The sequence below is a fragment of the Enterococcus sp. DIV1304_2 genome, assembly GCF_050555445.1.
GTDB classification, from domain to species: Bacteria; Bacillota; Bacilli; order Lactobacillales; family Enterococcaceae; genus Enterococcus_B; species Enterococcus_B pernyi.
Window position 1 is genome coordinate 1 of the sequence record NZ_CP187851.1, and the last position, 21,536, is coordinate 21,536.

The 21,536-nt window shown below is 39.9% G+C and carries 17 protein-coding genes; 15 read left to right on the forward strand and 2 right to left on the reverse strand.

Features of this window, described 5'->3' with window-relative positions:
- From dnaA to IGJ14_RS00070, 14 genes are all read left to right on the forward strand, one after another.
- Positions 1 to 1,335: a chromosomal replication initiator protein DnaA gene (gene dnaA, locus IGJ14_RS00005; protein ID WP_023518857.1), complete on the forward strand. Its 1,335-nt coding sequence runs from the start codon at positions 1 to 3 to the stop codon at positions 1,333 to 1,335.
- A gap of 197 nt (positions 1,336 to 1,532) precedes the next feature.
- Complete coding sequence (gene dnaN / locus IGJ14_RS00010) at positions 1,533 to 2,663, forward strand: DNA polymerase III subunit beta (protein ID WP_019723042.1); 1,131 nt, start codon at positions 1,533 to 1,535, stop codon at positions 2,661 to 2,663.
- Positions 2,664 to 2,870: 207 nt separating this feature from the next.
- The gene (yaaA, locus tag IGJ14_RS00015) at positions 2,871 to 3,113 is read left to right on the forward strand and encodes a S4 domain-containing protein YaaA (protein ID WP_019723041.1); all 243 of its coding nucleotides are present in this window, start codon (positions 2,871 to 2,873) and stop codon (positions 3,111 to 3,113) included.
- Complete coding sequence (gene recF, locus IGJ14_RS00020; protein ID WP_010734560.1) at positions 3,100 to 4,215, forward strand: DNA replication/repair protein RecF; 1,116 nt, start codon at positions 3,100 to 3,102, stop codon at positions 4,213 to 4,215. Before yaaA ends, recF begins: the two co-directional genes overlap by 14 nt.
- A 6-nt stretch (positions 4,216 to 4,221) precedes the next feature.
- The gene (gene gyrB, locus IGJ14_RS00025) at positions 4,222 to 6,168 is read left to right on the forward strand and encodes a DNA topoisomerase (ATP-hydrolyzing) subunit B (protein ID WP_010734559.1); all 1,947 of its coding nucleotides are present in this window, start codon (positions 4,222 to 4,224) and stop codon (positions 6,166 to 6,168) included.
- A 19-nt stretch (positions 6,169 to 6,187) separates the two neighbouring features.
- Entirely contained in the window at positions 6,188 to 8,683 is a 2,496-nt protein-coding gene (gene gyrA / locus IGJ14_RS00030) for a DNA gyrase subunit A (RefSeq protein WP_019723040.1), read from the forward strand.
- Positions 8,684 to 8,921: 238 nt separating this feature from the next.
- Complete coding sequence (gene rpsF / locus IGJ14_RS00035) at positions 8,922 to 9,221, forward strand: 30S ribosomal protein S6 (protein WP_019723039.1); 300 nt, start codon at positions 8,922 to 8,924, stop codon at positions 9,219 to 9,221.
- 47 nt (positions 9,222 to 9,268) lie between these two features.
- Positions 9,269 to 9,790 (forward strand): single-stranded DNA-binding protein, encoded by a 522-nt coding sequence (ssb, locus tag IGJ14_RS00040; protein WP_010734556.1) that lies wholly within the window; start codon positions 9,269 to 9,271, stop codon positions 9,788 to 9,790.
- A gap of 25 nt (positions 9,791 to 9,815) precedes the next feature.
- Positions 9,816 to 10,052 carry a 30S ribosomal protein S18 gene (gene rpsR, locus IGJ14_RS00045; RefSeq protein ID WP_010734555.1) on the forward strand — a complete coding sequence of 79 codons (237 nt, stop codon included), beginning with the start codon at positions 9,816 to 9,818 and terminating at the stop codon, positions 10,050 to 10,052.
- 166 nt (positions 10,053 to 10,218) lie between these two features.
- Positions 10,219 to 12,192 (forward strand): DHH family phosphoesterase, encoded by a 1,974-nt coding sequence (locus IGJ14_RS00050; RefSeq protein WP_019723038.1) that lies wholly within the window; start codon positions 10,219 to 10,221, stop codon positions 12,190 to 12,192.
- Between the two features lie 5 nt (positions 12,193 to 12,197).
- On the forward strand, positions 12,198 to 12,650 hold the full coding sequence (gene rplI, locus IGJ14_RS00055) for a 50S ribosomal protein L9 (protein ID WP_010734553.1): 453 nt from the start codon (positions 12,198 to 12,200) through the stop codon (positions 12,648 to 12,650).
- Positions 12,651 to 12,839: 189 nt separating this feature from the next.
- The gene (gene dnaB / locus IGJ14_RS00060) at positions 12,840 to 14,207 is read left to right on the forward strand and encodes a replicative DNA helicase (protein ID WP_430608106.1); all 1,368 of its coding nucleotides are present in this window, start codon (positions 12,840 to 12,842) and stop codon (positions 14,205 to 14,207) included.
- Positions 14,208 to 14,582: 375 nt separating this feature from the next.
- A complete protein-coding gene (locus IGJ14_RS00065) occupies positions 14,583 to 15,875 on the forward strand; it encodes an adenylosuccinate synthase (RefSeq protein ID WP_010734551.1) in 1,293 nt (430 codons plus the stop codon).
- A gap of 380 nt (positions 15,876 to 16,255) precedes the next feature.
- Positions 16,256 to 17,119 (forward strand): DegV family protein, encoded by an 864-nt coding sequence (locus IGJ14_RS00070; RefSeq protein WP_010734550.1) that lies wholly within the window; start codon positions 16,256 to 16,258, stop codon positions 17,117 to 17,119.
- Positions 17,120 to 17,189: 70 nt separating this feature from the next.
- Here IGJ14_RS00070 and IGJ14_RS00075 read toward each other — a convergent pair whose 3' ends face one another.
- The gene (locus tag IGJ14_RS00075; RefSeq protein WP_029594258.1) at positions 17,190 to 18,812 is read right to left on the reverse strand and encodes an ABC-F family ATP-binding cassette domain-containing protein; all 1,623 of its coding nucleotides are present in this window, start codon (positions 18,810 to 18,812) and stop codon (positions 17,190 to 17,192) included.
- Positions 18,813 to 19,047: 235 nt separating this feature from the next.
- Here IGJ14_RS00075 and IGJ14_RS00080 point away from each other — a divergent pair, with 235 nt between their 5' ends.
- A complete protein-coding gene (locus IGJ14_RS00080) occupies positions 19,048 to 19,569 on the forward strand; it encodes an HdeD family acid-resistance protein (RefSeq protein WP_019722684.1) in 522 nt (173 codons plus the stop codon).
- Between the two features lie 100 nt (positions 19,570 to 19,669).
- Here IGJ14_RS00080 and spxB read toward each other — a convergent pair whose 3' ends face one another.
- Complete coding sequence (gene spxB / locus IGJ14_RS00085; RefSeq protein WP_019722683.1) at positions 19,670 to 21,412, reverse strand: pyruvate oxidase; 1,743 nt, start codon at positions 21,410 to 21,412, stop codon at positions 19,670 to 19,672.
- Positions 21,413 to 21,536: the final 124 nt, after the last annotated feature.

The following is a 21,536-nucleotide window of genomic DNA, read 5'->3' on the forward strand; positions in this document are numbered from 1 at the left end:
ATGGTATCCCTCGATGCTTTATGGACTGAATTAAAAACGACTTATCAAAAAGAACTGTCTCCAGCAAGTTACAATACTTGGATCGAGACAGCACAACCTAAATCCTTAGAACAAAGCCAATTAGTGGTGACTGTTCCAAGCAAGATCCATAAGGAATATTGGGAAAAAAATCTCGCAACAAAGATTGTTGAGGTCGGCTACATGTTAACGGGAAAAGAAATCATTCCACGTTTTGTGACCGGTGAAGAAGCGGAACAAGAAGAAGTAGAAGAAATCAAAACAATGAAAGTTCCCCCAATCACACCAATCAAAAAAGCGATGTTGAATCCTAAGTATACCTTCGATACATTTGTAATCGGAAAAGGTAACCAGATGGCTCATGCCGCTGCCTTGGTCGTCGCTGAAGATCCTGGTTCGATCTATAATCCATTGTTCTTCTACGGTGGGGTCGGACTTGGTAAGACTCACTTGATGCACGCGATTGGTCATCAAATGTTGTTAAGTCAACCAAATGCGAAGGTCAAATATGTAAGCAGTGAGACGTTTGCCAATGATTTTATCAATTCGATCCAAAATAAAACGGCCGAAGAATTTCGCCAAGAATATCGAAATGTCGACCTACTATTAGTCGATGATATTCAATTTTTTGCTGAGAAAGAAGCAACTCAAGAAGAATTTTTCCATACCTTCAATGCGCTTTACAATGAAGGAAAACAAATCGTCCTAACGAGTGATCGTTTACCAAACGAAATCCCAAAATTGCAGGAACGTCTCGTTTCTCGCTTTGCTTGGGGGCTTTCAGTAGATATCACGCCACCTGACCTAGAAACAAGAACAGCTATTTTGAGAAAAAAAGCCGCAGCAGAGCGCTTAGAGATCCCCGATGATACCTTAAGTTATATTGCGGGACAAATCGATTCCAACATTCGTGAACTAGAAGGCGCTCTTGTACGTGTTCAAGCGTTTGCTACGATGAACAGTGAAGATATATCAACTAGTTTAGCTGCTGATGCTTTAAAGACATTGAAATCTGGTAAAGGTCACCCGCAACTCTCGATTTTGCAGATCCAAGAAGAAGTTGCAAAGTATTATCATATCCAATTAAAGGATCTAAAAGGAAAGAAACGCGTCAAATCGATCGTTGTTCCTCGTCAAATCGCTATGTACTTGGCTCGGGAATTAACCGATAGCTCGCTTCCTAAAATCGGCGCTGAATTTGGTGGAAAAGATCATACAACTGTCATCCATGCGCACGAAAAAATCCAGCAGCTGATCGATTCAAGTGTCAGCATGCAAAATGAAGTATCAGAAATCAAAAATTTCCTATTAAACTAAAAAGATGCTTGATAGAAAGAAAAACACCTTGTGGATAAAATTAGAAATCATTCAAAAGTTATGCACATATTTTCCACAGCTGTTTTTTCTTTTCTCTTCTAGCATTTTTATAGTTTTCCACAGTATCAACAGTACCTAATACTTTTATTACTTTATTTACTAATAATAAAATAAATATATGGCAAAGGAGATCTACAATGAAAGTAACCTTAAACCGCGCAACATTTATGCAAGAATTGCAAACTGTTCAGCGTGCGATTTCAAGTAAAACGACAATTCCTATTTTGACTGGGGTTAAAATCACCCTCAATCAAGAAGGACTGACTTTAACAGGTAGTAATGCAGACATTTCAATTGAGACATTTCTATCTGTTGAAAATGAAAAAGCGCAAATGCAAATTGAAGCAACAGGAGCTATTGTTCTACAAGCTCGCTTCTTCAGTGAAATCATTCGTCGATTGCCCGAAGAAACCTTTACGCTAGAAGTGTTAGAAAACAAACAAGTGGCCATTACTTCAGGGAAAGCGAATTTCTTAGTGAATGGGTTAGATGCGGATAATTACCCTCATCTTCCTGTTGTAGAGAGTCACAACCAGATGAAATTGCCTGTACATGTATTGACAAAATTGATCAATGAAACAGTGTTTGCTGTTTCTCAACATGAAAGTCGCCCAATTCTTACAGGTGTCCATTTCATTTTGAAAGACAACTCGTTATTAGCAGTAGCAACTGACTCACATCGTTTGAGTCAACGAGTGATCCCGATCGAACAATCAGCTGATCAATTCGATATCGTGATTCCTGGAAAAAGTTTGACTGAATTATCACGTTCATTGACAAATGAAGAAGAAATCGTAGAAATCAGTATTATGGAAAACCAAGTATTGTTCAAAACTGAAAATATGTATTTTTATTCACGCTTGTTAGAAGGGAATTATCCCGATACGAATCGTTTGATTCCTTCAAGTTTCAATACCGAAGTGGAATTTTCTGTCCCAAGCTTTTTAGCAGCGATTGAGCGTGCCTCTTTGCTCTCACATGAAGGACGCAACAATATCGTTCGTTTGTCGATCCAGCCTGATTCTGTTGTTCTATACGGTAATTCTCCTGAAATCGGAAAAGTAGAAGAAAGCTTGAACTATACGACTAGCACCGGTGATCCGCTGGATATTTCCTTTAATCCGGACTATATGAAAGCTGCTTTGCGTGCATTTGGCGATATGAGTATCAAAGTAAAATTCATTTCTGCCATTCGTCCATTTACGTTAGAACCAACGGAAGATGGGGTACAATTCATCCAATTGATCACTCCAGTACGCACAAACTAAAATACTAATTGAAAATAAACTGAAAAATAAACCATTTTAAACAGAAGGCCCTAAAATCAATTTTAAGGCTTTCTGTTTCTTTTTGTTCAAATCACCTTTTTTCATTTAAATCCGCTCATATGGAAAAATATATGGATAAATTTGTTTTCTTGCGAAAAAAAGGGTATAATAAAGTATACTTTTAATAATGAAAATGAGGGATGAAGAGTGAAACAACAAGTCATTCTAAAAACTGAGTTTATGACGTTGGGTCAAATGCTGAAAGAAGTCACAGTCATCGGCAGTGGTGGACAAGCAAAATGGTATTTAGCAGAAAACACGGTTTTGGTTGATGGCGAGCCAGAAAATCGTCGTGGACGAAAGCTTTATCCCGGTATGATGATCGAAGTTCCAGAAGCAGGAACTTTTTTTATGGTAAAAAAAGGGAATAACGATAATGAGGCTGAATAAGCTGCACCTCAAAAATTATCGAAACTATCAAGAATTGCAAATTGATTTTTCCAAAAACCTCGTGATTTTTTTAGGAGAAAATGCCCAAGGAAAAACGAATCTTTTGGAAAGTATTTATGTGCTTGCAATGACAAGAAGTCATCGTACAAATAGTGAACAAGAGTTGATTGGATGGAACGATGAGCAGTCGATGATCCAAGGGGAGATCACAAGAGGAACCTCTAAGATTCCGTTAGAGATCCAACTGTCTAAAAAAGGACGAAAAACAAAGATCAATCATATCGAACAAAAGAAGTTGAGTAGTTATGTTGGACAATTGAACGTCATTTTATTTGCTCCTGAAGATCTTTCTTTAGTGAAAGGAAGCCCACAGATCCGACGCAAATTTTTAGATATGGAATTAGGTCAGATCAATCCAATCTATCTTTACGATCTTGTCCAATATCAAGCAATCCTAAAGCAGAGAAATCAATATTTGAAGCAATTGAATGAGAAAAAACAAACGGATTTACTTTATCTTGATATTTTATCTGAACAACTAGCAGAATTTGGTAGCAAAGTACTAAAGGCAAGAGCGCAGTTTATCAAGCGTTTAGAATATTGGGCAAATTCTTTACATCAACAAATCACGCATCAAAGAGAACAGTTGGCAATCGAATATGTGACCGCCCTCTCTTCTTTAGACACTATGACAGTTCAAGAGATCCAGTCACAATTTTTAACGTTGCTCGAACAAAACAAAAAGAAAGATCTCTTTCGAGGGACAACGACTGTGGGTCCCCATCGAGATGACCTTTCTTTTTTTGTCAATGAAAAAAACGTGCAAAATTTTGGTTCTCAAGGTCAACAGCGAACAACGGCATTAAGTGTCAAATTAGCAGAAATCGATTTGATCAAAGAAGAAACAGGCGAGTATCCGATCCTATTACTGGATGATGTAATGAGTGAGTTAGACGACCAGCGTCAACTCCATTTACTTGAAACGATCGAAGGGAAAGTACAGACATTCTTAACTACTACCTCCCTGGATCACGTTAAAAATAAAATGACTGTTGAACCTGAGATTTTTTATGTTCAGCAGGGAGAAATAAAAGGAGAATAAACATACATGACAGAAGAAAGAAGTTTAGTCGAGCGCGCAAAAGAATATGATGCCAGTCAGATTCAAGTGCTTGAAGGTCTTGAAGCCGTTCGGAAACGTCCGGGGATGTACATTGGTTCAACAAGTTCAGAAGGACTTCACCACTTAGTATGGGAAATCGTCGATAATTCGATTGATGAAGTCTTGGCAGGATTTGCGACAAAGATCCAAGTCATCATTGAGGAAGACAACAGTATCACTGTCATCGATGATGGTCGTGGGATTCCGGTCGATATCCAAGCGAAGACCGGTCGTCCAGCTGTAGAAACAGTTTTTACTGTCTTGCATGCGGGTGGTAAATTTGGCGGAGGCGGCTACAAAGTATCCGGTGGTCTTCATGGGGTTGGTTCGTCCGTTGTGAATGCACTGTCGACACTATTAGATGTCAAAGTGTACAAAGATGGCAAGATCTATTACCAAGAATATCGTCGTGGGGCGGTAGTCGATGATTTGAAAGTCATCGGTGACACTGATTTAAGTGGAACGACCGTTCACTTCATCCCAGACCCAGAAATTTTTACAGAAACGACAACTTTCGACTTTAATAAATTGGCGACTCGTATTCGTGAGCTGGCTTTCTTGAATCGTGGGATGAAAATCTCAATTGAAGATCGTCGCGAAGAAAAGCCTGTCGTGAAAGAATACCATTATGACGGTGGAATCAAAAGCTACGTCGAATATTTAAATGCGAGCAAAACAGTGATTTTCCCAGAACCTGTTTATTTAGAAGGGGAGCAACAAGAAATCACTGTCGAAGTTTCGATGCAATATACAGACGGTTATCATTCCAATATCATGAGCTTTGCCAACAATATCCATACGTACGAAGGCGGAACACATGAATCAGGATTTAAGACAGCTTTGACACGGGTCATCAATGATTATGCACGTAAGCAAAAATTGATGAAAGAAAATGATGATAATTTAACAGGTGAAGATGTGCGTGAAGGATTGACAGCAGTCATTTCGATCAAGCATCCAGATCCTCAGTTTGAAGGACAAACGAAAACAAAATTAGGAAACTCAGAAGTACGTACGGTCACTGATCGTTTGTTCAGTGAGCATTTCATGAAATTCTTATTGGAAAACCCAAGTGTGGGCCGTCAGATCGTTGAAAAAGGATTACTTGCCTCTAGAGCCCGCTTAGCGGCTAAACGCGCGCGTGAAGTGACGCGGAGAAAAGGAGCATTGGAAATCAGTAATCTACCTGGTAAATTAGCCGATTGTTCCAGCAATGATCCTGAAAAAAGTGAATTGTTCATCGTCGAAGGAGATTCAGCCGGTGGTTCAGCAAAGCAAGGACGAAGCCGTGAATTTCAAGCGATTTTACCGATCCGTGGGAAAATCTTGAACGTTGAAAAAGCAAGTATGGATAAAATTTTAGCCAACGAAGAAATTCGCTCACTGTTTACAGCGATGGGGACAGGGTTTGGTGAAGATTTCGACGTGTCCAAAGCACGTTACCATAAATTAGTCATCATGACCGATGCCGATGTCGATGGTGCCCACATTCGTACGTTGCTATTGACGCTCTTTTATCGTTATATGCGCCCAATCGTGGAAGCCGGCTATGTTTATATCGCGCAACCACCGCTATATGGCGTTAAACAAGGAAAGAAAATCACATATGTCCAACCAGGGAAAAATGCCGAAGAAGAGTTGAGAAAAGTCATCGAATCACTACCAGCAACACCAAAACCAAGTGTTCAACGATACAAAGGGCTTGGTGAGATGGATGATCATCAACTATGGGAAACGACGATGGACCCAAGCAAACGTATGATGGCTCGTGTCAGTGTAGATGATGCGATTGCTGCCGATGAAGTGTTTGAAATGTTGATGGGCGATCGAGTGGAACCTCGCCGTGCATTCATTGAAGAAAATGCTCACTATGTTAAAAATCTAGATATTTAATCATGAAGGAGGAAGAAAAATGAGTGAAGAAATCAGAGAAAACATCCATGATGTCAATCTAACTAGCGAAATGAAAGACTCCTTCATAGATTACGCCATGAGTGTCATTGTCGCTCGGGCTCTACCAGATGTTAGAGATGGATTAAAACCAGTTCACCGCCGTATTTTATATGGGATGAATGAACTAGGTGTCACACCAGACAAAGCACACAAGAAATCAGCCAGAATCGTGGGGGACGTCATGGGTAAATACCATCCCCATGGTGACAGTGCGATCTATGAGTCAATGGTTCGGATGGCGCAGCCTTTTAGCTATCGCTACATGTTAGTAGATGGTCATGGAAACTTTGGGTCAGTTGATGGAGATGGCGCAGCTGCGATGCGTTATACTGAAGCCAGAATGAGTAAGATCGCGACAGAAATGTTACGTGATATCAATAAAAATACGGTCGATTTCCAAAGCAACTATGATGATACGGAAAAAGAACCAGTTGTCTTACCGGCACGTTTTCCTAACTTGCTAGTCAATGGTACGACAGGGATCGCAGTCGGAATGGCGACGAATATTCCCCCACATAATCTGACAGAAGTTGTAGCAGCGATTGATCTATTGATGGAAAATCCAGATGTGACAACCAATGAATTGATGGAAGTCTTACCTGGGCCTGATTTTCCTACTGGCGGATTAGTCATGGGGAAATCCGGCATTCGTCGAGCGTATGAAACAGGAAAAGGTTCAATCACTGTTCGAGCAAAAGTAGAAATCACGGAAATGCCAAATGGAAAAGAGCGGATCTTAGTCACTGAATTGCCATATATGGTCAATAAAGCGAAATTGATTGAGCGAATTTCAGAATTGCACCGTGACAAACGAATTGAAGGGATCACGGATCTAAGAGATGAATCTTCTCGTGAAGGAATGCGTATCGTGATCGATGTGCGTCGTGACGCGAGTGCCTCTGTCATTTTGAACAATCTCTACAAATTGACATCCTTACAAAACTCATTTGGTTTCAATATGTTAGCGATCGAAAAAGGCGTACCGAAAGTTCTAAGCTTGAAGCAAATCCTTGAAAATTATATCGAACACCAACGCGAAGTTATTACACGTCGTACGGTCTTTGAAAAAGATAAAGCAGAAGCAAGAGCACATATCTTAGAAGGACTACGAATCGCCTTAGATCATATTGATGAAATCATCGCGATCATTCGTGGGTCCAAATCAGATGAAGAAGCGAAAAACGCGATGATCGAACGCTTCGATCTTTCTGACCGTCAATCGCAAGCAATCTTAGATATGCGTTTACGCCGTTTGACTGGTTTGGAAAGAGAAAAAATCGAAAATGAATACCAAGAATTATTGAAACTCATTGAAGATTTAGCTGATATTCTTGCTCGCCCTGAACGGGTAACAGAAATCATTCAAACCGAACTTGCTGAATTGAGTCAACGATTTGGCGACAAACGTCGTACAGAATTACTGGTCGGTGAAGTCTTGAGTTTAGAAGACGAAGATTTAATCGAAGAAGAAGAAATCGTGATCACATTGACGAATAATGGCTATATCAAACGTTTAGCCAACAACGAATTCCGCGCACAACGTCGTGGGGGTCGAGGCATCCAAGGAATGGGTGTTCATAACGATGATTTCGTGAAAAATCTTGTTTCTTGCTCCACACATGATACATTGCTGTTCTTTACCAATAACGGAAAAGTGTATCGTGCGAAAGGATACGAGATCCCAGAGTACGGACGTACAGCAAAAGGGATTCCGATCATCAATTTACTTGGCATTGATTCAAGTGAGAAGATCCAAGCCATCATCGCAGTAACTGGTGAAGCAGAGGAAGGACATTACTTGTTCTTTACTACGCGACAAGGGACAGTCAAACGTACGACTGTCACTGCTTTTGCCAATATCCGTAGCAATGGGTTGATTGCGATTGGTTTGAAAGAAAATGATGAATTGGTCAACGTCTTATTGACTGATGGCCAATCAAACATCATCATTGGTACACACGATGGCTATTCTGTGACTTTTGCAGAAGATGCCGTTCGTGATATGGGACGTACAGCCTCTGGGGTTCGTGGGGTTCGTTTGAGAGAAGACGATTACGTCGTTGGAGCAGCCTTGATGAATGAGGATCATGAAGTCTTGATCATCACAGAAAAAGGTTATGGAAAACGTACCAAGGTTTCTGAGTACCCTGTCAAAGGACGTGGGGGTAAAGGGATCAAAACTGCGAATATCACTGAGAAAAATGGTCCATTAGCTGGATTGACGACGGTGACAGGCGAAGAAGATATTATGTTGATCACAGACAAAGGTGTCATCATCCGCTTCAACGTTTCAACGGTTTCTCAGACAGGTCGGGCAACGCTAGGCGTGCGCTTGATCAAGATGGAAGCAGAAACGAAAGTGGTGACCATGGCAGCAGTAGAACCAGAACCTGCGGAAGAAACGGTTGTCGAAGCAGAGACAGTTGATGTGGAAACAGATCATACAGAAGAATAGAAAATAGGCGTAAAACAAAAGTGAACGTCTAAAATCAAAACTCCCAAGAATAGGTAAAACTATCTTTGGGAGTTTTTGGTCGTCTCAAAAGAAAAATTTGGAAAACAAAGAACAGCAGCTTGCTTTTTTAGTGCGTTGCGTGTATAATTGAGGATTGTGAGTAGTCTAATTTATTAGAAAACTCTCCTTGCTCTTGGGAAAGCTGAGAGCCGAAAGTCCATAGGGAGGTGAAAAATCAATGGAAAACACGAAATATGAAATCATGTATATTATTCGTCCAAACATTGATGAAGAAGCAAAAACTGCTTTAATCGAACGTTTCGATTCAATCTTGAAAGATAACGGAGCTGAAGTTATCGAATCAAAAGATTGGGAAAAACGCCGTTTAGCATACGAAATGAACGGTTACCGTGAAGGTATCTATCACATCGTTAAAGTATCTTCTCCATCATCAGCAGATGCAATCAACGAGTTTGATCGTCTTGCTAAAATCAATGACGATATCGTTCGTCACATGATCGTAAAAGAAGAAGCTTAATTATTGTTTCACATGGAACAATCAAACGATGAGAGGAGATGACCATTTTGATTAATAACGTTGTACTAGTTGGACGTCTGACAAAAGATCCAGATTTACGATATACATCAAGTGGCACTGCTGTAGCAACGTTCACTTTAGCTGTCAATCGTAACTTCACGAGCCAAAACGGCAACCGTGAGGCGGATTTTATTAATTGTGTGATTTGGCGAAAATCAGCAGAAACACTAGCAAACTATGCACATAAAGGAACTCTTTTAGGTGTAACTGGTCGTATTCAAACGCGTTCTTATGATAATCAACAAGGACAACGTGTGTACGTAACAGAAGTAGTTGCTGAAAACTTCCAATTATTGGAAAGTCGTGCAGCATCTGAAAACCGTCAACAAAGCGGTGGCTACCAAGACACTGGTCAATCGACAAATAATTTTGGCGGAAACGGCGGAAACAATAACTATAATCAAACATCTCAATCATCCAACGGTATGCCTGATTTTGATCGTGATTCTTCTGATCCATTTGGATCAAGCTCAACGATCGACATTTCAGACGATGATTTACCATTCTAAACGAATTTGATAGGAGGGAAATAGAATGGCACAACAAAGAAGAGGCGGACGTAAACGTCGTAAAGTAGACTATATCGCTGCTAACCATATTGAATATATCGATTATAAAGATATCGAATTACTAAAAAGATTTATCTCAGAACGTGGTAAAATTTTGCCACGTCGTGTAACAGGTACAGGCGCTAAAAACCAACGTAAAATTACGATTGCAATCAAACGCGCACGTATCATGGGATTACTACCATTCGTTGGCGAAGAATAATTCGCTTTAGGAATGATTCTGTAGGAATACCCAATCGTTTCAAACCATTACAGAGGAAGTTATGACTACTGTCGTGACTTCCTCTTTTTGTTCCATTCAGGTGTTTAGTCGCTTACATGACATGAGTTATGGTAAAATTAGGCTAATCAGTTACGGGAGGAAAGACATGGATAAAGAAAAAATAAAAGTAAGCCCGAGCCCTCTGCTCATTCTTTTATTGATCCTTGCAGAAGTTTTGGTTGTATTATTGATGCCATTTCGCTTGATCAGTGCGTTGTTCATCCTGATCGTGAATCTATTTTGTATTCGTTATGGTTTAAAGATGAAACGGTGGTTGACTCTAAGGAATCGTGACAAGATCCAACAAGCTTCCACAGTTGCGGAATCCAATTTGAATTATGTTTCGGAGATCATGCCAGTCGGGATCATCTCTTACCAACCAGCGACACAAACCATTGATTGGCTGAATCCTTTCGCATTGAATGTGAAAGATCAAAGCTCTTTATTGGAAGCAGACTTGTTAGAAACTTTTTTTTCAGCAAAAGAAAAAAAGAAAAATCAAGTCTATTTAGCTGACAAAACGTTTCAATTTGAATTGGATACGGTGAAAGGGGTCGTTTACTTTATTGACGTGACCCAGAACCAACTACTGAAGATCCATCAAGTGAATAGCCAGCCAATCATCGGGATTCTTTCAATCGATAACTATGCAGATACGGTCGATAAATTGGATGAAAAAGAAGTTTCTTATTTGAACTCCTTCATTACGACACTGATTTCTGACTGGATGAATGAATATCATGTGTTTTTTAAACGAATCAATTCAGAGCGCTTTTTCTTTTTTGGACAGATGAGTGACTTAAAGAAAATGATGGATAAGAAATTTGATCTCTTAGATCGCTTACGCGCAGAAGCTGAAAGACAAAATCATCCGTTGACCCTTAGTATGGGAATTGCCTATGGACAACAAACACTAGAAGAAATCGGTAGCGAAGCTCAAAATAACTTAGATATCGCTTTGGTTCGTGGTGGGGATCAGGTCGTGGTGAAAGAAGTTCGTGAAGGAGCGAAACCTACTTACTATGGTGGGAAATCAGCAACGACCATCAAACGTACGCGCGTTCGTTCACGGGCGATGAGTACTGCTTTACGCAAAATTTTTGATGAAACAGGCGATGTATTTATTATGGGGCATCGCTTCCCTGATATGGACGCTATCGGTTCAGCCGTTGGAGTCAGTTGTCTGGCGCGCTTCAATCAGAAAAAAGCCTATATCGTCATCGATGAAAAAGAAATCATTCCAGATGTGGAACGCTGTTTAACAGAAATCCATAAAGAACCAGAGTTGGAGATGCAATTGATTACGCCAGAACGCGCAATGGAGCTTAAGAAAGACAAAGATCTACTCGTAATGGTCGATTACCATAAACCATCGCTATCGATCTCTCAGAGCCTTTACGAGCAATTTGATAAGATCGTGATCATTGACCATCATCGTCGAGGCGAAGAGTTTCCAAGCAAACCGCTCTTAACGTATATTGAATCTTCTGCGTCTTCTGCCTCTGAATTAGTCACAGAATTGATCCAATACCAAAGTAGCCGAACCAATCGGATCAGCCGTTTAGAGGCGACGTTGTTGTTAGCTGGCATGACCGTTGATACGAATAACTTCAATGTGCGAACGACAGCACGTACGTTCGATGTTGCAAGCTATTTAAAGACTTGTAGTGCGGACGCATCCTTAGTACAATATTTATTGAGCTCTGATTTAGCCACTTATTTAGAAATCAGCCACTTGATCGCCCACAATGAACAAGTGACGGAGGATATTGTGGTGGCAGCAGGGACGGATGAAAAAGAGTATAATAGTGTTATCGCAGCAAAAACAGCAGATACGTTGCTCTCAATGGTCAATATCAACGGCGCTTTCGTCATTACGAAACGGACGGATGGCTTAGTTGGTATCAGTGCCCGCAGCACAGGAACGATCAATGTCCAATTGATCATGGAATCCTTAGGCGGTGGCGGACATTTCACCAATGCGGCAACACAACTGGAAAATGTGACTGTAGAAGAAGCAAAACAACAACTGCTCGCTGCTATCCAAGAAAATATGCAACAATTATATAAAAAGGAGTAGATTAGATGAAAGTCATTTTCTTACAAGATGTCAAAGGCAAAGGCAAAAAAGGCGATGTCAAAGAAGTGCCTACAGGCTATGCACAAAATTATTTGATCAAGAACAATCTAGCAAAAGAAGCAAATAAAAGCAGTATCAGTCAGCTAGAAGGACAGAAAAAAGCCCAAGAAAAACAAGAAGCAGAAATCCTTGAAGAAGCCAAAAAATTAAAAGAATTTCTTGAAAAAGAAGAAACTGTCGTTGAATTAAAAGCCAAAGCAGGAGAAGACAGCCGTTTGTTTGGCTCGATCCCATCAAAACAAATCGCTGAAGGCTTGAATAAGCAATACAAAGTAAAATTAGACAAACGTAAAATTGAGTTGAATAACCCAATTCGTACGTTAGGCTATACCAACGTACCTGTGAAACTACACCATGAAGTAACTGCAACGATCAAGGTACACGTTGTCTCTGAATAAACGAAAAGAACATGTGACGAAATCACTTCGATAAATCAGCCGCAGAGGACAAAAATCGCTTTCGATTATTTTTGACTTTTGCGGCCTATTTTCGAAGGAAGAGCTTTTGGAACAGATGTTCATTTTAGGGATGACTTTTCTGCCATTTTCTTGTAAAATGAAGCAATTGAAAGCAAGGAGCGATAGAATATGAGTGAAGTGTGGCAGGATCGAATTCCACCGCAAAATATTGAAGCTGAGCAAGCGGTTCTAGGTTCTGTTTTTCTAGACGCTGAAACGATCATCGATGCCATGGAGTACATAGAACCGAAAGATTTTTATCGTCGGGGACATCAAATCATTTTTGAAATCATGATCGAATTGAATGACCGTAGTGAAGCGATTGATGTCGTGACCGTCAAAGATCGTTTGGAGCAACGAAATCTCTTGGAAGATGCTGGTGGAGTCAGTTACTTATCTGATTTAGCTTTAGCTGTACCAACGGCAGCGAACATCGTCTACTACGCAAAAATCGTGGAAGAAAAATCATTGCTCCGTAATTTGATCCAAACAGCAACAGGGATCGTTACTAGAGGATTTGAACAAGGAGAAGAAGTCCAATCCATCTTAGATGATGCGGAACGTAGCATTCTTGAAGTATCAGAAAAACGTAACCGTAGCGGGTTCTTATCCATTGCGGAAGTCTTGAATTCTACGATTGAAAATATTGACCAACTCGCGCAAAACAATGAAGAGATCACAGGTTTGCCAACTGGTTACCAAGGATTAGATAAAATGACTGCTGGCTTCCAAGCAGAAGAGCTAATTATTTTGGCTGCACGTCCGGCAGTAGGGAAAACAGCCTTTGCCTTGAATATTGCTCAAAATGTTGGTACAAAAACGGATCGTTCTGTAGCGATCTTCAGTCTAGAGATGGGGGCAGAATCACTGGTCAACCGGATGCTTTGTGCGGAAGGTTCGATTGAAGCGAGTCACTTACGTACGGGACAGCTGTCCGAAGAAGAATGGTCCAATTTGATTGTTGCGATGGGTAGTTTATCGAAAGCAAATATCTTTATTGATGATACACCAGGGATCAAAATCTCTGAGATACGAGCAAAATGTCGGAAACTTGCACAAGAAAAAGGAAATCTAGGTTTGATACTCATCGATTACTTGCAGTTGATCGAAGGAAATGGGAAAGAAAACCGTCAACAAGAAGTATCCGATATCTCACGTCAATTGAAAAAACTAGCGAAAGAATTAAAAGTTCCCGTCATTGCTCTTTCCCAGCTTTCTCGTGGAGTGGAACAACGTCAAGATAAACGACCTGTCTTAAGTGATATCCGTGAGTCTGGTTCGATCGAGCAGGATGCGGATATCGTGGCATTCTTATATCGTGATGATTACTACGAACGAGAAGGTGGCGAAGATGGTGATGCGCCAGAATCACAAAACGATAATGTGATCGAAGTCATCATTGAAAAAAACCGGAGTGGAGCAAGGGGAACGGTCGAATTGCTCTTTATCAAAGAATACAATAAATTTTCCTCGCTTTCTCCGCGAGAAGAATATTAGGACGAATAAATCTGAATAAATCAAACATCGAGGTCGGGACAGAAGTGTTTAGCCTCGAGAAATAAGGTGCCAGCCACGAAAATTGTTCTTCAAATTTTTGTGGCTGGCGCTTTATTTTTCAAAGAGGTTATTTCTATTCCCACCGTTTATTCGATTTTTGGTGGTGCGAGAGGACGAATGTCCGGAGATGTTTTTTCAAACTCAGTCAGGTCAGGCGCCTACTTGTTAGTAACCAATGGAACATAGAAAATTATAATGTTCGCTTTTTAAACGTTTTCTCTAAAATATATTAAATATCATTCGATTTTAGTTGAATAAAGTTTGAAGTATTGTTACAATAATTCAGGATTAAATAATATTAAATGAGGTGTTCAAATGTCATCTGTAGTAGTAGTGGGTACACAATGGGGCGACGAAGGGAAAGGAAAAATTACTGACTTTCTTAGTGAAAATGCTGAAGTGATCGCACGGTACCAAGGTGGCGACAATGCGGGACACACAATTAAATTCGATGGTGTTACGTATAAACTGCACTTGATTCCTTCGGGGATTTTTTACAAAGATAAAATCAGCGTGATCGGGAATGGTGTGGTAGTCAATCCGAAATCTTTAGTCAAAGAATTGGCTTATTTACATGAAAAAAATGTGACGACAGATAATCTACGTATTTCTGATCGTGCGCATGTGATTTTACCGTATCATATCAAATTAGACCAATTGCAAGAAGATGCAAAAGGAGAAAATAAAATCGGTACGACCATCAAAGGGATCGGCCCTGCTTATATGGACAAAGCCGCTCGTGTCGGTATCCGTGTAGCCGATTTATTAGATAAAGAAATTTTTGAAGAGCGTTTACGAGTGAATCTAGACGATAAAAACCGTCAATTTGTGAAAATGTTCGATTCAGAGCCAATTGAATTTGAAGAAATCTTTGAAGAATACTACGAATATGGCCAACAAATCAAACAATACGTGACGGATACATCAGTTATCTTAAATGATGCGTTAGATGCAGGAAAACGTGTTTTATTTGAAGGCGCACAAGGTGTGATGTTGGATATCGATCAAGGAACGTATCCGTTTGTTACCTCATCGAATCCAGTGGCTGGTGGTGTGACGATCGGTAGTGGTGTCGGACCTTCAAAAATCAATAAAGTGGTCGGTGTATGTAAAGCTTACACTTCACGTGTGGGAGATGGCCCATTCCCTACTGAATTGTTTGATGAAACAGGTCAACAAATTCGTGAAGTCGGTCGCGAATATGGTACAACTACTGGACGTCCACGTCGTGTCGGCTGGTTTGATACAGTCGTGATGCGTCACTCAAAACGTGTGTCAGGTATCACGAATCTATCATTGAATTCGATCGATGTCTTGAGCGGTTTAGAAACAGTGAAAATCTGTACAGCATACGAATTAGACGGTGAACGAATCTATCATTATCCAGCGAGTTTGAAAGAATTGAACCGTTGCAAACCAATCTACGAAGAATTGCCAGGTTGGTCAGAAGACATTACTGCTTGTCGTACACTAGCTGAATTACCAGAAAATGCTCGTAACTATGTAAGACGTATCTCAGAGCTTGTAGGCGTGCGTATTTCAACATTTTCAGTAGGTCCTGACCGAAACCAAACAAATATCTTAGAAAGCGTGTGGGCGCAAATCTAAGCCTTTCAGTGATGATTCGCTAACAGGAACATTCTTTTAAGAATGAGTGGACCACTGAAATCACGAGAAATAAATGAAATCGGGACAGAAGTGTTTAGCTTCGAGAAATAAAGCGACAACCACGAAAATTGTTTTTCTAATTTTTGTGGTTGTCGCTTTATTTCCCAAGAGATTACTCCTGTTGCCATTATTTATCGGTTTTAGGGCGACACACAAAAATGAATGTGACTGTTGTTTTAGACTGATTGTGTTCATTTAAGCGTTCGCTTGATTGGCTTGTACCAAGTACAACGAATATAAGAGCTGAAGTTATTTAAAATTAAAGGAGTTTGCTATAATAGACTGCGATGAAAAGTGGAGAAAAAAAGGAGTTGGAACGAATGTATCAAATAGTCACAGATTCATGTTGCGATCTGCCCTATCAAGTGTTGGCAAATGCAAATGTTGATTTTTTATCCATGGAGATCCAGATTGGTGAGGAAATACGAATCGATGATCTGGGAAAAACATTTGATTATGAAGGGTACATCCAACAGTTACGTGAAGGAGCAATGCCTACGACCTCACAAATCAATGTGGGTCGCTATTTGGAGTTCTTCCGTAGCTATGTGGAGAAAGGTATCCCAGTCTTGTACGTTGCTTTTTCGAGTGGCATGAGTGGTTCTTACAGCAGTGCCTTACAAGCAGTCGAATTATTGAAAGAAACCTATGAGGACCCGCAAGTTCATGTGTTTGATACGAAAGCCGCAAGTATCGGGGAAGGACTACTTGTATTAGAAGCTGTTCGTTTGAAAGAATCGGGTTATTCTTTGGAAGAAACATTGGCTTGGTTACAAAATAATTACCTCAAAGTTCATTCTTGGGTAACCGTTGATGATTTAAAGCATTTAGAACGTGGAGGACGCATCTCTAAAGCAAGTGCTGCTATTGGTAGTCTGTTAAGCGTGAAGCCGATCATTACCGTTGAACCAAGTGGTCATTTGAAGAATGTCGATAAAGTGCGTGGTAGAAACAAATCCATTCAGAAAATCGTGGAGGAAACGGTCAAAACGATCGTCGCTCCATTGGAACAAACGGTGTATATCGCTTATGCCGGAGACCTAGAAAGTGCTGAGAAAGCCAAAAAATTATTAGAAGAAAATATCAAAACAAAAGAAATCAAACTCTATCCCTTAGGACCAACGATCGCCAGTCATACAGGCTATGGGTGTATCGCCATCTTTTCAATGGGTGTGAGTCGATAAAAAAAAAACAGCTGTACAACGTAAGAGTACTCACGTTGTACAGCTATTTTTATAATTATTTTTGGAATATTTAGTTCCACAATTGTTCTAATTGTTTTTGGATGTCTTTGTTCTCTAAGAATTCATCATATGTCGTATCTGCACGATCGATCACGCCTTTATCAGAAACAGCAATGATACGATTTGCTAACGTTTGGATGAATTGGTGGTCATGAGAAGCAAATAGGATCGAACCTGAAAATGCCATCAAACCATCATTCAACGCAGTAATTGATTCTAAATCTAAATGATTCGTTGGGTCGTCTAAGACAAGGACGTTTGCTTTTGAAAGCATCAATTTAGAAAGCATGCAACGCACTTTTTCGCCCCCAGAAAGGACATTTACTGGTTTTAATACTTCTTCACCAGAAAACAACATGCGACCTAAGAAGCTTCGTAAGAAGGTGTTGTCATCTTCTTCTTTACTTGCATATTGGCGTAACCAGTCAAGGATCGTTAAGTCTGTATCAAATTCTTTTGTTGTATCCTTTGGTAGATAAGCATTGCTAGTTGTTACACCCCAACGGACAGTACCAGTATCAGGTGTTAGATCGCCCATGATAACTTTAAATAGGGTTGTAGTTGTTATATCGTTTTCAGCGACGAATGCTACCTTATCTTCTTTGTTCAATGTGAATGATATATCATTTAAAATCTTTTTACCATCTATTGTCACACTAACGTTTTCTACTTGTAGTAAGTCATTTCCAATTTCACGCTCTGGTTTGAATCCAACGAAAGGATAGCGACGTGAAGAAGGTTGGATATCATCCAATGTGATTTTTTCTAACATTTTTTTACGGGATGTTGCTTGTTTTGATTTTGACGCATTTGCACTGAAACGTGCGATAAAGTCTTGTAGTTCTTTGATTTGTTCTTCTTTTTTCGCATTGGCGTTTGCTTGTAACTTAGTTGCTAATTGGCTTGATTCTAACCAGAAATCGTAGTTTCCTACATAAAGCTTGATTTTTCCAAAGTCTAAATCTGCCATATGGGTACATACTTTATTCAAGAAGTGACGGTCATGGGAAACAACGATCACTGTATTCTCAAATTCGATCAAAAATTCTTCTAACCAGTTGATCGATTGGATATCTAGTCCGTTTGTCGGCTCATCTAAAAGTAAAACATCTGGTTTACCGAATAGCGTTTGTGCAAGCAACACTTTCACTTTTTGGCCACCAGTTAATTCGCTCATCAATTGATGATGCAACTCTTCAGGGATATTCAATCCTTGAAGTAAAACCGCTGCTTCTGGCTCTGCTTCCCATCCGTTTAATTCTGCAAATTCGCCTTCTAATTCTGCCGCACGAATCCCATCTTCATCTGTGAAATCTTCTTTCATATAGATGGCATCTTTTTCTTTCATTACTTCATATAAACGTTTATGACCCATGATTACTGTTTCCATCACAGTATATTCTTCATAGTCATAGTGGTTTTGTTTCAAAACAGCCATACGTTCATCTGGACCTAATGTGACAGAGCCTGTTGAAGGTTGCAAGTCACCTGATAATACTTTAAGGAATGTTGATTTACCTGCGCCATTTGCTCCAATTAAGCCATAACAATTGCCGGGAGTGAATTTTATATTAACATCATCAAATAGTTTGCGATCTGAAAAGTGCAAACTTACATCATTTACAGTAATCAATTTTTTTCCTCACTTTATGTTTATAATATTTGCCAAGTCTTCTAGAATTATATAGGGGAATGTTGAAAGTTTCAAGGAAATCAGTAATTCTTTACGTTTCACGTGAAACAATCAAAGGAAGAAAAGCGATAAACCGTTTTTTTACAACTAAAGCATTTTCATAAATGCTAAATTTTTGAAGTTATTTAAATGGGGGCGTAAGATAGAAATAGATTAGAAGAAAGTAGGGATTAAAATGAAAGAAAGTAGAAAAATTGATTGGGGTTCACTTGTTTTGGGGATACTATTTGTTTTAGTTTCCTTGATTTCTTTTCGCGATCCAGTAGGTAACTTAGTTGCTATCGTTATTGTATTTGCTATTTTTGCGATCCTAAAAGGATTATTTGAGTTATTTCTACGTAGTCGAGTAAAAGAACTGACAGGATATAAAGGGAAGATGCCGATAGTGATTGGGATCATTGATTTGTTGATTGGGATCTTTTTCATTTTCAATATTGGTGCTGGGGTAGTTGCACTACCATTTGTCTTCGCTGTTTGGTTTATCATTGATTCAGTATTAGCTTTATTTACTGCTGATTTATTCAGAGGAATAAGCGAAGGACATTATTGGTTTACAGTGGTCATCAACGTATTAGGTATCTTACTAGGTATCATTTTATTATTCAATCCTTTATCTTCTGCCTTGACGCTAAGTTTTTTAGTTGGTTTTTACTTTATGGTGGTTGGGATCAATCAGATTGTTTATGCGTTTAGATGATTAGTAATAAAATAAGTGTATGAAATTTGAAAAAGATCCACCTCAAATCCTATCAATTTGAGGTGGATCTTTTCTCACTAAGTTGTGGTTTACTGGACTTTTATAACTGTTTAGAAAGGTGTTGCGTATATATTTCATGAAGCACAGGCATATCATGGACTTCATATTTTTCTTTGAAGACCTCAATTTCTTCTTCGCTATACTTTCTTGGATCTAAGTGTAAGTCTTCGACAGGTAAGGGACGTTTATTGGGGATTTTCACATCGATCACGACTGGTCGATCAGATTTCGCCGCAGCATCGAAGGCAGGGCGTAATTGTTCGTAGTGCGTGATTGTGAAGCCATCGGCACCTAAGGCTTCGCAGGCTTTCCCAAAATCAGCTTGTTCAAGGGAAACACCAAATTTTTGTTGTTCAGTATCTTCTTGTTCTGCTTCGATAAATCCGAATGAATCATTTGAGAAAACGACATTGATGATTGGCAACTGATAGCTGACTTGAGTCAAGATATCTTGCATCACCATGGCAAAACCACCGTCTCCGCTCAAAGTAAAGACTTGTCTCTCTGGAAAGCTTAATTTAGCAGCGATTCCGCCGGGTATACCATTTCCCATCGTCGCAAACCAACCCGAAGTAGTGTGTAACTGCTCACCAGTCATGTTCAGTAAACGAATCGAATGAATGGTCGTATTTCCAACATCTGTCACAAAAATAGCATCACGTTCGGCAATTCGGTTGATTTCTTTATAGACCGCTTCTGGTCGAATCGATTGCTCCGTGGGTTCTTCAAAGGACGTTAACCAACGCCGCCAATTGCGAAGATTTTCTTGATTGGCTAGATACCAAGCATTTTCTGTGCGTTCGTTCCCCAATTCAATCAGTTTTTCTAACGTTGTTTTACCATCACCTAAAATAGCTAAATCGGTGTGATGACGGCGGCCGAATTTGGCGGCATCAATATCGACTTGGATAAAAGCAGCTTCTGGATTGAAAAAGGTTCGCCCAAAAGGAAAGTCACTTCCTACAAATAAAATCAAATCGGCTTCTGCTAACGCTTCATTCGCAGGTTTTGTCGCTACCCGACCTGCAAATCCAAGAAAATTTTTGTTTTCATCTGGCACGATTCCTTTTGCTAAAACAGAGGCAACCACGGGCATTTTGAAATATTCGGTAAATTTCTTGATCTGATCATAGCCATGACGAACACCTTGACCGATGAACAAGACAGGTTTTTGAGCTTGTTCGAGATAAGGAAGGGCTGCTTTCACGTCTTCAATCTCAGGGAGGATCACCCCTGTTTTGTACGTAGAAGCATTAGAAACATCCTGCCACTCGATTTCTTCAAAACCAAAATCAACGGGGATCGTCACAACAGCGACTCCTTGATGTGCATAAGCTGCCTTGATCGCTTCATCAACGACATAAGGTAAACTTTCAGGTGTCATGACTGTCCGATTATAAACACTAACATCAGCGAAAATTGGATTTTCATTTAATTCTTGAAAGGCAGTATAATTCATAGAAGTCGAAGCCACTTGCCCTAAAAGGGCGACAACTGGGACGTGATCCATTTGAGCATCGTAAAGTCCGTTGATCAAATGAGTGGCTCCAGGACCAGCTGAGCCAAAGACAGCTCCGACTTTTCCTGTTAATTTGGCATCCGCTGCGGCAGCTAACGCGCCCACTTCTTCATGACGTACTTGGATATAATCGATTTGGTCTTTTTCATGGTACAACGCATCCATAATGGAATTGAACGAACCACCCGGAATCCCATAAATATGATCCACTCCCCAGCTTTCAAGCACTTTTACCATGGCAATACCGGCATTTATCGTTGACATTTTGATCCACTCCCTAAAAAAACAAATTATATTTATTGTCTAAAGTATAAATCTTCCTTATCAAAAGCCCAACTAAAGCGACTTTCAACCAAGTAGCGTGAATTGCCAGTCATGTGTGAAACTA